At 66.6% G+C, this 13,042-nt stretch carries 12 protein-coding genes; 4 read left to right on the top strand and 8 right to left on the bottom strand.

Annotated elements, in window-relative coordinates; translation table 11 throughout:
* Positions 1-344: 344 nt before the first annotated feature.
* Positions 345-1,550 carry a hypothetical protein gene (locus tag SH602x_RS03680; protein ID WP_479475522.1) on the bottom strand — a complete coding sequence of 402 codons (1,206 nt, stop codon included), beginning with the start codon at positions 1,548-1,550 and terminating at the stop codon, positions 345-347.
* 216 nt (positions 1,551-1,766) lie between these two features.
* Between SH602x_RS03680 and aroF the strand changes: the two genes are divergently transcribed.
* Entirely contained in the window at positions 1,767-2,813 is a 1,047-nt protein-coding gene (aroF, locus tag SH602x_RS03685; protein WP_479475523.1) for a 3-deoxy-7-phosphoheptulonate synthase, read from the top strand.
* 172 nt (positions 2,814-2,985) lie between these two features.
* A complete protein-coding gene (tpiA, locus tag SH602x_RS03690; protein WP_479475524.1) occupies positions 2,986-3,756 on the top strand; it encodes a triose-phosphate isomerase in 771 nt (256 codons plus the stop codon).
* A 5-nt stretch (positions 3,757-3,761) separates the two neighbouring features.
* Here tpiA and SH602x_RS03695 read toward each other — a convergent pair whose 3' ends face one another.
* Positions 3,762-4,064: a hypothetical protein gene (locus tag SH602x_RS03695; protein WP_479475525.1), complete on the bottom strand. Its 303-nt coding sequence runs from the start codon at positions 4,062-4,064 to the stop codon at positions 3,762-3,764.
* 194 nt (positions 4,065-4,258) lie between these two features.
* Here SH602x_RS03695 and secG point away from each other — a divergent pair, with 194 nt between their 5' ends.
* Positions 4,259-4,726, top strand: coding sequence for a preprotein translocase subunit SecG (gene secG / locus SH602x_RS03700; protein WP_479469814.1), 468 nt, complete (start codon positions 4,259-4,261; stop codon positions 4,724-4,726).
* A gap of 50 nt (positions 4,727-4,776) precedes the next feature.
* The gene (locus SH602x_RS03705) at positions 4,777-5,658 is read left to right on the top strand and encodes a YicC/YloC family endoribonuclease (protein WP_479475526.1); all 882 of its coding nucleotides are present in this window, start codon (positions 4,777-4,779) and stop codon (positions 5,656-5,658) included.
* Positions 5,659-5,678: 20 nt separating this feature from the next.
* Here the strand turns inward: SH602x_RS03705 and SH602x_RS03710 are convergent, their stop codons facing one another.
* The 6 genes from SH602x_RS03710 to SH602x_RS03735 all read right to left on the bottom strand — a co-directional run bounded on the left by SH602x_RS03710 (position 5,679) and on the right by SH602x_RS03735 (position 13,031).
* Positions 5,679-7,088 (bottom strand): undecaprenyl-phosphate glucose phosphotransferase, encoded by a 1,410-nt coding sequence (locus SH602x_RS03710; RefSeq protein WP_479475527.1) that lies wholly within the window; start codon positions 7,086-7,088, stop codon positions 5,679-5,681.
* A gap of 158 nt (positions 7,089-7,246) precedes the next feature.
* A complete protein-coding gene (locus tag SH602x_RS03715) occupies positions 7,247-8,347 on the bottom strand; it encodes a BRCT domain-containing protein (protein ID WP_479475528.1) in 1,101 nt (366 codons plus the stop codon).
* 328 nt (positions 8,348-8,675) lie between these two features.
* Positions 8,676-8,909: a hypothetical protein gene (locus SH602x_RS03720; protein ID WP_479469810.1), complete on the bottom strand. Its 234-nt coding sequence runs from the start codon at positions 8,907-8,909 to the stop codon at positions 8,676-8,678.
* A gap of 181 nt (positions 8,910-9,090) precedes the next feature.
* Complete coding sequence (locus SH602x_RS03725) at positions 9,091-10,452, bottom strand: 3-keto-disaccharide hydrolase (RefSeq protein WP_479475529.1); 1,362 nt, start codon at positions 10,450-10,452, stop codon at positions 9,091-9,093.
* A 50-nt stretch (positions 10,453-10,502) separates the two neighbouring features.
* Positions 10,503-11,462 carry an SMP-30/gluconolactonase/LRE family protein gene (locus tag SH602x_RS03730; protein ID WP_479475530.1) on the bottom strand — a complete coding sequence of 320 codons (960 nt, stop codon included), beginning with the start codon at positions 11,460-11,462 and terminating at the stop codon, positions 10,503-10,505.
* Positions 11,463-11,576: 114 nt separating this feature from the next.
* Positions 11,577-13,031, bottom strand: coding sequence for an endo-1,4-beta-xylanase (locus SH602x_RS03735; protein ID WP_479475531.1), 1,455 nt, complete (start codon positions 13,029-13,031; stop codon positions 11,577-11,579).
* Positions 13,032-13,042 lie beyond the last annotated feature (11 nt).

Here is a 13,042-nt window from a genome sequence, read left to right on the forward strand (position 1 = left end):
CATTCGCAAGGCGGTCAGTTTCGGGGAAAGCGGTCGACCGAGGCAAGAGCGGTTCGGACGGGTACATCCGGGTGAGTGCAGTGGGCGGTTTGCGACAGGCACGAAAGTTCGCCGAACAGATACGGGAATCGTCGCCCACTGGGTGGCGCTGGTTGTCTCAACCAGCGTTCGCGCAGCGGATCGGAGGCCTCCGAGGCGCGCCAGAATCCCCGCTGCCGGGTTCAGTCGAAGAGTTTTCTCGAAGTTGGCCGGCGAGCTTGCGCCGAATTCGTTCCAAGGCCTCCGACGGGCTGCGCCCGCGCCGGTTGCGACAACCGGCGCCACCCAGCACAAAGCGCCGCCAGCTAGTTCGTCGGATCGAAACCGATCGGCGGCAGCAGCGCTTCGCCCAGCAGCGAGTCGCCGGAGAGGCGTCCGAAATGTCGGCTGTCGGTGGAGTAGGCGGGATAGTCGCCGAGCGCGAACCAGCCGGCGTGCGAGGCGCCTTCCGGTTCGGTCCAGGAATCTTCGCCGGAAGCGGGCGACAGATAGTGAACGTCCCGTTCGACGCGCAGGTCGGCGAGCGTCGCCGTAGCCGGAATCGCGATTTCCAGCGGCGAATCGGACGGAGCGAGCGGCGAATCCTCCTCCAGGAGAACGACGATCGACTGCCGCTCGGGCCGGACGAGGAAGATCTGCCGATCGAGCATCCCGAAGCGGAAGCGTTCGTCGCTCGACCAGTCGGCGAGCGCTCCCTGGCTGATCGGCGACGAGGCGGCTGATTGGTGCAATTCCCACCGGCCGTCCGGGGAAACGGTGAGCGAGAGCGTCGTCTCGCCCGCGCGGTAGCGGAACGCGACGGCGACGGGTCGGTCCGATCGCAGGCGCCCCGCGGCGCTGACGTCGGGCACGAAATTCAGCCGACGGCGCTCGACCGCCTGGCTTGGATGAGCGTCGAGCACGGGCGTCGGACGGGGGGCGGCGGTCCAGAGCGACAGGGGGCGAAAGGCGAACGTCGTTCCGTCGACGTCGGTTTCTTGCGACCAGAGCGCCTCCCCCGCATGGACGAGAATGCGGGGAACGGCGTCGTCGCGGGGATCCTTTCGCAGGATTTCTTCGTCGAGGGTGAGATCGCCCTGCACGATCGAGACCCGCCGGCCCGGCCCTGCGACGATTCGCTTGACGATCGGTCCGGCGTCGCCTCCCTCAGGAGCGGAAAAGACGTACAGGCGACCGATTTCCGGCGCTTGACCCGGGGCGAGAGTGCGAACGGCGATTCGATCGGCGGGTCGGGGCTCCAGGGCGTCCGGATCGATCGCCGCGCCGCAGTTGGGGCACAGTACGTCGCCGGATCGCGGAAGCGACTCGAACGCGAAACGGAGCGGATGCCCACAGGCGTGACACGATCCGACGACGGTCGGCCCGTGGAGCGTTTCCGCCAGCGAGGAGCCGACGATGATCGCGATCGGCAGGCGCGGCTCGGCAGCCTGCTGAACGCGGCGCCAGAGCGAGATCCCGGCGAAGACGCAGGCGATCCCCCCTGCCCCGAGCAGGATCAGGGGGAGCGTCATCGATCGCCCCATCGCTGCCGCCTTCGCCGGATGCGTTATTTCTTGTAGGGCAGGCGCCCCGCCTGCCATTTCAGCGTGTACCAGCGTCGCGGCAGGCGGGGCGCCTGCCCTACGGGAGGGAACGTGCTAACGCCCCCGCATTTTCGACGCTTGTGCTATCATACGCGACTCATTGGAGTCAGGCCTTTCCGGCGTTTTTTTCGAAACCAGACAGCCGTGATCCTCATTCTTAAATCGGGCGCGACCGACCAGCAGATCGACCACGTGCTCGACCACGTCGAAGGTCTCGGCTTCAAGGCCCACCTGAGCCGCGGCACGTTCCGTACGATCATCGGACTGATCGGCGACGAGGCGAAGGCCCGCCCCGATTCGCTTCTCGCCATCCCGGGCGTCACCGAAGTCATCCCGGTTATGCCCCCTTATAAGCTGGCGTCGCTCGAAGCCCATCCGCAGCCGAGCGTGGTCGTCGTCGGCGTCCACAAGCTGGGGGCGAACCCGGTCAAACAGGTCCGCATCGGCGGCGGGCACCTCGCCATGATCGCCGGTCCCTGCTCCGTCGAAGAGCCGGAGCGGATGGACCTGATCGCCGGCGAAGTGAAGAAGGCGGGCGCCAACATCTTCCGCGGCGGAGCGTTCAAGCCCCGCACGAGCCCCTACGCCTTTCAGGGGCTGGGCGAAGAGGGCCTGCGAATCCTTCGCGAGGTGGGCGACAAGCACGAGTTGCCCGTCGTGACGGAGGTCACCGATCCGCGGCTGGTGGAAATCGTCGATCAGTACGCCGACATGATCCAGATCGGCGCGCGGAACATGCAGAACTTCGCCCTGCTGCAGGAGGTCGGCAAGACGAACAAGCCGGTCCTGCTCAAGCGGGGCATGAGCGCGACGGTGACCGACCTGCTGATGTGCGCCGAATACATCCTGTCGCAGGGGAATTCGCAGGTCGTCCTGTGCGAGCGGGGCGTGAAGGGCTTCGACAACGCGACGCGAAACATGTTCGACGTCGCCGCGGTTCCGCAGGTCCATCGCCTGTCGCACCTGCCGATCATCGTCGATCCCAGCCACGCGACGGGTCGCCCCGATCTGATCCCGCCCTGTGCGCTCGCCGGTCTGGCCGCCGGCGCCGACGGGGTGCATATCGAAGTCCACAACTGCCCGGAAGAAGCCAAGTCCGACGGGGCGCAGGCCCTGCTTCCTGCGCAGTACGCCGAGATCGCCGCCCAGATGAAGAAGCTGGCCGAGTTGCTGGGCAAGTCGATCGACTGAGCCGGGATTCGCTCGCGTGACGTCGGTCCCTGGCGAGCGGATGGTGTAAGCCCTCCGTGTCGTAGCGGACTACGCCGCATCCGACGTCTGCACGCTCGGAGGGTTGACACCCTCTGCTCAGATTCAAGATCACGTCTACACAGATCCATTCGCTCCCGAGGAACGTTCGCCGATGCCTGACCGTACGCCTTTCATCGCCGGCAACTGGAAGATGAACCTCCGCCGGGCGTCGAGCGTCGCGCTCGCCCATGCGATCCGCAAGGGAGTCGAGTCGGAAGATCTCGCGAAGGGGGTCGATATCGCGGTCTGCCCCGCGCCGGTCTACGTCGACGCGGTCGCCGAGGCGCTGCGCGGGTCGGTCGTGGGCGTCGGCGTACAGAACGCGATCGAGAAGGCCGACGGCGCTTTCACGGGCGAGATCAACCCGGCGATGGCGCTCGACCTGGGATGCAAGTACGTCATCCTCGGCCACTCCGAGCGCCGGCAGTTCTTCAATGAGACCGACGAAGGCGTTCGCGCGAAGACGGTCGCCGTGCTGGAGGCGGGCCTCGTGCCGATCGTCTGCGTCGGCGAAACGTTGGAGCAGCGTCAGTCGGGCGACACGATGAACGTCGTCGGGACGCAGGTCCGCGGCGCCCTGTCGACGCTGTCGCCCGACCAGATGGCGAGCATCGTCATCGCCTACGAACCGGTGTGGGCGATCGGCACCGGCGTGACCGCGACGCCGGATCAGGCTCAGGAGACGCACGCCGCGATCCGGGCCCTGCTGAACGAGATGTTCGGCGACGGCGTCGCGTCGGCGACGATCATCCAGTACGGCGGGAGCGTGAAAGCCGACAACGCCGCGACCCTGCTCTCGCAGCCCGATATCGACGGCGCTCTCGTCGGCGGCGCGGCGCTGAAGGTCGATTCGTTCCTCGACATCGTCCGCGCGGCGCAGTAGGGCGACTACGGCTGATCGACGAGGTAGTCGTACGAATAGTCGACCGGTATGCCCGGTCCGCGCCCTTCGTGATACATGGAACTTCGGTAGCCGGGTCCGTGGAATGCAGAGCCTTCGTATGCAGGGCCCAGCCCTTCGCCTTCCCGACGGACCGCGGGCTTCGTTCGGCCTTGGAGCAGGCCTAGCGGGTCCCACCAGACCGTAGGCCGGGACGTCGGATCCGGCTCAACCGCGTAGGTATTCGACGCCGCCGCGTTCACGAACAGCATGAGGACTGTCGCACCCAGCGATGTCATTTTGCGAGACAAACGTCGCTCCGTGAGTAAGAAGACCGCGGATCCTCGCGATTTCCGACTCCGCCGTCCATGGCGACCTATCCGCTCCTGGCCAGACTCGGCAGGCAATCTGGCTTGCTACCGGTTTCCCATCGCGATTGCGGGAAACGCAGGTCTGCCCCTATACTTAGCCCTTTCAGCTACGCGTCCGTTTCCGGCGGAATCTGATGGATACGTTTCTGCAACTGATTCTCGGCGGCACGCTCATCGTGACGTCGATCTTCCTGATCCTCCTGGTGCTGGTGCAGCGCGGGCGGGGAGGCGGACTCGCCGGCGCCCTGGGCGGCATGGGGGGCAGCAGCGCCCTCGGCACCAAGGCGGGCGATACGTTCACCCGTATCACCATCGTGGCGGTCGTCTTCTGGATCGTCCTCTGCTGCGTCACGATGCTCCTGCTGCGGAAGGCCCCGGATCAGTTCGGAACCTCCGGCGCCGGAGTCGTGGGCGAAGTCGAATCGGAACTGACGGTTCCGACCGGCGATGCGCGGGAGTCGGGCGAACCGGGCTCGGGCGTCGGCGCCGCGGTCGATCCGGACCGCAGCGACGCCGGCGACGAAGCGCTTGAAGGCGATCGCCTCGACACCGAGGGCGCCATCGGCGAAGGCGCGGCCCCGGCTGCGGCTCCTACCCCGTAATCTCGCCGCCGCACGATTCCTGCGACGACTGCGACCCGAAAGCCGCGACTGTGACGCTCAGCATGACCGGCCACGGCGAGGGCCTCGCCGAGAACGAGCGGGTCTCCGTTCGCTGCGAAGTCCGGACCGTCAACCACCGATTCCTGAAGGTCTCGGTCCGCACGAACGAGTCGAATTACGGCCTCGACTCGCGGGTGGAAGAGATCGCGCGGGAACGCCTGTCGCGCGGCGCCGTTCATCTGGACGTGCGCGTCGATCGCAAGTCGTCTCGCGGCGCCTACTCGCTCGATCTGGAAACGCTCCGGATCTATCGCGATCAGCTCGAGAAATTCTGCGACCGGATCCATCTGACGACGAGCGTCGGGATCGAGGCGCTGCTGCAACTGCCCGGCGTCGCTGCCGAGAACGTCGCCGAGAAGTTCGATATCGAACGCGACTGGGCCCCGGTCGAGAAGGCGACGCGCGAAGCTCTCGATCGCCTGCAGTCGATGCGGGAACGCGAAGGCGCCGCGATGGCCGCCGACCTGCTGGCCAACGCCGCGGTCATTCGCCGCGAAGCGCAGGCGGTTAAGGAACTCGCCCCGCGGGTGTCTGAAAAGTACCGCGACCGGCTGCTGGAACGGGTGCGGCAGTTTCTGTCAGGCGAAGGCGTCGAAATCGAACCCGCACACATCGTGCGGGAGACCGCGCTGTTCGCCGAACGGGCGGACGTCTCCGAGGAACTGGTCCGGCTGGACAGTCACCTCGACCAGTTCGCCGAAGTGGTCGGCGAGCCCGCCGCAGGTCGCAAGCTCGACTTCGTGATCCAGGAGATGTTCCGGGAGACGAACACCGTCGGATCCAAGGCGAACGACTCCGACATCGCCCGGCACGTCATCGAGATGAAGACGGCCATCGAGCGGATGCGCGAGATGATCCAGAACGTCGAGTAGGCGCCTGTCCTACGGGAAAGTCAGTAAGCGTTCTCGCGTTTCAGCACGACGAAGAACGTTCGCAGCAGGATCCGCACATCGAGCCACCAACTCCACTCGCGAATGTACTGGTGATCGAAGCGGACGCGGCCCTCCATCTTTTCGAGGGTGTCGGTCTCGCCGCGGTAGCCGTTCACCTGGGCCAGCCCGGTGATGCCGGGCTTCACCTTGTGCCGCAGCATATATCCCTGAATCTGCTGGCGGTACTGTTCGTTGTGAGCGCTCGCGTGGGGGCGCGGCCCGACTAGCGACATGGTCCCGTCGAACACGTTGAAGAGCTGCGGCAGTTCGTCGAGCGACGACTTCCGCAGGAAGGCGCCGATCTTCGTGACCCGGGGGTCGCCCTTCGTCGCCTGCGAGACGACGGCCCCGTCTTCGCAGACGCGCATCGTGCGGAACTTCCAGACCAGGAACTCTTCGCCGTCGATGCCGTAGCGCCGCTGCCTGAAGAAGATCGGCCCCGGGCTCGACACCTTCACCAGCAGCGCGACGATCGCCATCGGGATCGCCAGGACCGTCAGCAGCGCCGCGCTGAGTGCCAGATCGGTCGCCCGCTTCACGACGCCGTCGATGCCGTAGAGCGGATTCTCGAAGACGCTCACGACCGGCAGGCCGTTCACGCTCGACCAGCGCGAGTGGAGCAGCTCGAACACGAAGAAGTCGGGCACGATATAGACCGACGCCGTCGTATCGGCGAGCCGTTCGAGCGCCTCCTGAATGCGTTTTTCCGCCCGCATCGGGAAGGTGATGTAGATCCGCTGGACGTCGCCGCGCCGGGCGGCGGCGTAGAGCTGGTCGAGGTCGCCCAGGCGCTTGCCGACTTCCGGCGGCAGTTCGGCGACGCGCTCGCTCGGGCGATCGTCGTAGAAGCCGGCCAGTTGGAGCCCCAGTTCGGGCGCGGCCTCGATATTGCGGGCGAGCTGGATCCCCAGCGGCGTCACGCCGACGATGGCGAACCGCTGGTGGTTGAGCCCGTGCGCCCGCAGCGACCGGAAGGTCCACCGCAGGCTGACTCGCAGCAGAATCGCGAGCGCAGGCGTCGCCGCGGTCCAGACCAGCATCAGGCTCCGCGGCACGAGCAGCGTGTACCGCGTGAGAAAGCCGACGATCAGCAGCGCCGCGACGGTCAGGCACCAGGTGCCCAGAAGGCAGACGAGTTCCTTTTCGCCCGGGATGCCGCGCCAACTGCGGTACGCATGCGTCAGTTCGCCGACCAGGGAGAACGTCGCGACGGCGGCCATGCCCATCAGGACGTAGTGCTCCCAGGCCATCGGCGTGCCGAAGGAGTGGGCGATCCAGAGTCCGGCCAGGATGCAGCCGGCGTCTGCGAACCGCTGCACTCCCGTCAGGAAGAAGAATTCCTCTTCGATTCGGCGGACAGGAAGGACCACGCTCACGCTCCCCCAGGCTCAGGCGAAACCCGGGCGCCGCGTGCGCCGACGGATCCGATTCGCCTTCGGGGAAGCCTAGGTCACGCTTCGCGGCGCGCCCGTCGTTCGGGTCGTGCGGGCTATAGCGTAGGTAGCGAGCCGCGGGGGAGAAGTCGAACCTAATTCACCCGCACCAGGCGGCGGAACTGGCTCTCGCCGATGACGGAGATCGGCTGACCCGACTTGATCAGACGCTCGGCCGTATGCATCTGGGCATTTCGGCGTCCGGGCGCGAAGCGGGAAGCCGACCCGCCGTGCACGATCAGGTCGACGTGCCGGTTGACCCGCTTCGACACGTGCCCGCCGGCCTGGATCACCAGCACCTCGGCGTCGAATCGCGAGAGCGACAGGGCTCCGGCGAAGACGACGGTCTTTCCGGCGAGCGTTTTCACGTTCGACTCGGTGACCCCTTCGTCGCCGTCGAGCGCCCTCAGCATCTCGTAGGCGTCGGGAAAGCGTCGCGATCGGGGCCCGATCGCACAGCGGACGATCCGCTTGGTCGCGTCGCTGCACGGCAGCGCGTCGACGATGGCCGACGTGATCGGCTTCTCGCACTCGCCGAGAAGCAGCATGCCCAGAAGCTGGCCCATCTGGAACACGTCGTCGACGGCCAGCCAGTAGCGATGCTTCTTGTCGATGATCCCCTGCGTCACGAACGCCGGGTTGAAGGCCTCGATATTCGCGGGCTTGCCCGGGATCTGGTGCCGGGCGATGCCGAAGTCGCCGAGCTTCAGCACGCCCCGCGAGCAGACGAAGATGTTCATCGGCGTGATGTCGCGATGCGTCGCGTTGCCGCCGTGAAGCTGATCGAGCAGCCGAAGGAGCGCCTTGATCTCGCGCAGCGCGCGGGCCTCGGGCCAGGGCTCGCCGTGTTTTTTCAGGTAGTCGGCGATCGTGCCGTGCTCGGCCAGTTCCATCCCCAGGCAGTAGATCATCCCGCCGGTCGCCGCCCGGGAATAGGAAGCGATGGGGAACGAGTCGTAGACCTGCAGCACGCGGCGATTGCGGGCGAAGAGTTCGCCGAAGTAGCTCTCGCGATGCCAGCTCGCCTGATCGATCGTGGTCTTCAGGCAGAGTTCGTCGACGACCTTGCCGCGACGGTTGATCTGCTGGGCGCGGTAGGCCTTGCCGTATCCGCCTTCGCCGAGCAGCTCGGCGATCTGATAGCGGTTCCCGGTAGCGGGACTGACGACGACTCGACCGATGCGCAAGGTTGCCACGTCGAAATCGCTCCCGCGAATCCCCTGCTCCGAGAACCAAGACGAACGGGACGTTTTATGACGCCCAGGCGAGGGCGCCGCCCCTGCGACGGAGGCGTCCGGCTACGACCCGATCAGGCGATTCCGGGCATGGAATCGGCCCCTGATCGAAGGCCTTCGCAGGCGTTTCCGCGAACGCTTGATTATTCGCCGAGTCCCGATTCGCAGACGCGCGAATCGCGAAAAAATCGGCGAAGAAAGCGCCGTCCGACGGAGCAGAGCCGCGGAGGCGAGACTTCCGAAGATCCGACCCGCGAACAGGGCGCGTCGGACCCGGATAGCGAGCGAATTAGGGCTGAGCCAGTTCGCGTTCGGCCTTGTACTTCTGCATCGCCGCGGCTTCGTTCGAGAGCTTGAACTCAGGGCCGGGCGGGAAGTACTGGACGTCGTCGCTGACGTAGTAAGGGCTCGGCAGAATCTGCCCCCCTTCGACGACCTGGCACCCGACCATGGAACAGACGGACGCCAATCCCGCGCAACCGGCGAGAAGGGGCGCGACCCATCGCGTTTGTCGAACCTTCATGGCGCTCTTCCGCGAGAACATGCGTCTTTCGAGAGGAACCGCGTCCGACGAGGTCGCGCGTTCCGCTTCTCCGAAATAGCTATCGACGTTCTCACGGGGACGGTTCGGCGTTTTTTCCCGAACTTGCCGGAATTCGCGGTTCGACCGGAAAGTCTTCAAGCGCCGCAGGAACCGGCGGCGCCTACCGCTTCCAGCAGCGAAACGCCCGGAAACAGCCGTGCCTGGCCCGCGTCGGGGCACAGACGGGCGGCGCCGGCTCGCAGGTCGCCGGGACGACGCAGGGACAGCCGACGGCCGCTGGGGGCGTGCCGCAGCAGGCGGGGCCCGCCGACGGATCGACCACCAGCGGAGTCGCTTCCGCCGGCGCTGTCTCGGTCGCGGGGTCTGCCGCCGCTTCCGGAGTCGCCGGCGCTTCCGGCGTTTCCTGGTTCAGGTCCGAGGGGGACGGGGGTTGCGGCGGGACTTCCTGGGCTGACGTCGAGACCGGGGCGAAGTTCAGCCGGGAGAACGCCTCGACGCTCATCGGCGAGTACGAAAGTCGCTCGATCGCGGCGATCTCCCGCTCGTTCGGCTGGCCCGGCACGATCCAGAGGTTCCGGAACGCGACGGGATCCTTGTGGTTCTGGAACAAGATGGGGCGAAGGTCGGGGCTTTCCGGCTTCCCGGCGCCGGTCTTGTTCGGCACGTCGAGATGGTCCTGCACCAGTTGCCCGTTCTGGAATACGGTCAGCCTGGCGTTTTCGACCTTCTCGCCCGCCTCGTTCCACGTCGGCGCCTGGAAGAAGATGTCGTAGGTCTGCCAGGTCAGCGGCGGCAGGCACATATTCACCAGCGGCGGCACGCTGCGGTAGAGAGCGCCGCATTCGTTGAACGCCCCGGGCAGCCCGAACGAATCGAGGATCTGGACCTCGTAGCTTTGCAGCAGGTAGCAGCCGCTGTTGCCGCGTCCCTGCCCTTCGTTCGCCGGCTGGTACGGCGTGCGGAATTCGACGTGCAGCCGGAAGCTGGAATAGCGGTCCTTCGTGATGGCGCCGATCTTCAGCAGGCCCTCGTCGTCGACGTCGGCGTTGTCCAGGCCGGAGGCTTCGCCGTTCGCGAACAGAACCGACGCGTAGGCGGGCGCCGGGAGGCCCATCGTGGGGCTCGTTCGCCGCACCCGTTCCAGTCGACCCAGGTCGTTTCCTTCCGAATCGGTGGCGGTCGCCGCGTTCGGCTCGACCTCGAACCGCAGCGTGACGCCGTAGAGCGAGACGAACGACCCCTGGCGAGCGCCCTTCACTTCCAGCGGTTCGTAGCCGGTCCATCCGGCGCCCGGAAGTCCGCCGTGCAGCGCGCGACCCTCGAACTGTCCGTCGCCCTTGGCGATCACCTGAAGTCCGACGAGCGCCCGCGGAAAGCCCGGAAGCGTCATCTGGCCCCAGAACTCGCCCTGGTAAGCGAAGTCATCGTCCGCTTCCGGCGACGCCCACGCCCGCGAGGCAGGCATCGCGGCGAACAGGTAGAGCGCTCCGAGCAGCGGCAGTGCGATTCGAGAGACAGTCATCGGCAGGATCGTTCAGGCGGAAGGAGAAGAAAGCGAACGGGGGTGCGGCGTCACTCGCCCTTCCCGGGAAAGCGCCAGCCCTTCGCTTCGATCGGGATCTTATAAACCGACGTTCGGGCCGTGGCGTACAGCACGTCCAGGTCCTTTCCGCCGAAGGCGCAGTTGGCCGGCTGCTCGGGCAGGGAGATGATCCCGAGCGCCTCGCCCTGAGGCGAGAAGACCTGGAGGCCGAGGTTCGTCGTGATGTAGAGATTGCCCTTCGCGTCGACGGTCAGCCCGTCGCCGCCCGATTCGCGATCGGCGCCGTCGGGCTGCGCGAGTTCGCAGAACGTCTTCGCGGGGCCGAGCTTGCCGGGCGCCTGGACGTCGAAGGCCAGCATCGTCTTCGACATCGACGGAACGACGTACAGGGTCTTTTCGTCGGGCGAGAGGATGACGCCGTTCGGCGCGTCGTCGCTTTCGTGCAGGCGGGTCACCGTTCCGTCAGCGGCACGGTAATAGACCGCCTCGACCTTCTGCGGCAGCGGGGTCGCGGCGCGGAATCGCGGATCGGTGATGTAAATACCGCCCGACGAATCGACGACCAGGTCGTTCGGTGCGTTGAACGGGGCCCCGCCGTACGCTTCGGCCAGGGTCGTGGTCTTCTTCGTTTCCGGGTCGATCTGGACGAGCTTGCCGTCCATCTGGCAGGCGAAGAACCGTCCGCCGCCGTCGATCATCAGGCCGTTCGCGTGGCCGGAAGGTTGCAGGAAGACCTCGATCTTCTTGTCGCCGTCGAGCTTGTAGATCCGCTCGGCCGGAATGTCGGTGAAGTAGAGCGCGCCTTCGGCGTCGGGCGTGGGGCCTTCGGTGAACTGCAGGTCGCCGGCGACCTTTTCGACCGGTCCCCACTTGCCGACGGTCTCGATCTGTCCGGTCGCTCCCGCCTCGTCGGCGGCGAACGTCAGGCCGGCGCACGGCGCCGTCGCGGCCAGAAGCATCGGAACGAAGAGGCGACGAAGGGATCGCATGGCGGATTCCCGGAGGGGCGGGTCGAGGAGACGCGGGCGCGCGGCCCGGAAGAGGCTTTTCGCAGCTCCGTTATTCTAGCTCCCGAGATTCCCGGCGCTATCGGCGGCGCGAGCTTACGCCCCGTCGCCGCAACGCTTCCGGAAATCGGCGAACGTCTTCAGCAGGGCCGTCGGCCGCCCGGGGCCTTCAAAGAGTCCGCTCCGCGGAAAGCGGGGATCGTCCCGGTCGTACAGAGCCTTCCAGAAGACGCCGTAGATGAAGTCCTTCGCGGCGATTACCGGAAGAAGCTCCTCGAACAGCGCGCTGCGCGGCTGGGAGACGAACTCGGTCCGATCGCGGCCCGCGCCTGCCGGCGCCGGGGCTTCGGGAGCGGAGAGCCGCACGACCAGCGGAAGCTGCGTCAGGCGCCAGCGTTCGAGCAGGAGGTGCATCTCCCACAACGTTCGGGGGAGCGTGCCGTGGGGCTGGTATCCGAGATCGAGTTCGATGCCGATGCCCGCGATGCCGATGTCCGCATGGGCGAGCGACTCGGCCATGTGGAAGCCGGCCAGTTCGGCTTCGTCGTGCATGAACGACTCGGCGAAGGGCTGGTCGAACGAAACGAGGATCGGCGAATCGGGGTCGACCTGCCGCAGCACGTCGATCGTCGCCACGGTGAGACGCAGCGCCTGTTCCGGATGGAGCTTGAGCATGCCGGGACTGTTGACCCCGGCGACGGCATGCCAGAAGTGGACCTTTCCCTTGCAGGCCTGCGCCGCCTCCCGCACGTACCGCAGGATATGCGCCTGCATCGCGGAGAAGTCGTCGTTCCAGAACTGGAGCCAATCGGGAAGGAACTCGCGATCGAATCGCAGGATCGGGCCCGCGCAGACGTGGAGGCCCTGCGAAGCGGCCCAGTCGAGCGTCTTGAGCGCCGGGGCCCAGTCGTGGCGGCCCTCGTCGGGCTGGACCTTGTTCCAGACGAGCGGAACGCTGATCGAGTTGAACGCGCCGAGGATCCGCGGCCAGTCCTTCTCGGAATCGGACCAGGGGTCGAGTTGCACGCCGAACATCGTGGCCAGCGGCCCGTCCTGTCGACGACTCTCGAGCGCCTTCTCCGCCGCGACGAGCGTCACCCGATCGAGCAACGGCGCCGCGATCGAAAGCGCGCGCTGTGCATGGACATGGCAGGCCTGCGGATCGCGCTGGGAGACCGCGGCGAGCAGGAACGCCTCTTCCGCTTCGTCGATTTCCCGTTCCGGCGGTTCGCCGTAGTCGACGTCGACGTAATCCCAGACGCTGATCTGGCTCTTCAGGCGATGCAGCGTTCCTCGCGCCAGTTCGAGCGTGAGGTGATACGCCTCCTCCCGTTGTCGCAGGGAGGCCGTGGTGAGGACCGCGGGCGTACGACCGCCGTAATCCCACAGGAAGCTGCCGTAGCAGGAGTCGGTCGCCTCTCGCACGATCGCGAGATAGGGCGCTTCGTAGGCGAGCTTGCGACGCGAGGGGATCCCTTCCGCGCCCGCGAGATAGGCATGGGCGAGCAGATCGCCTCGCCGGGCGTACTCTTCGGGAACCCAAAAACGCAATCGCCCCATCG

It is taken from the genome of Lignipirellula cremea (genome assembly GCF_056501455.1).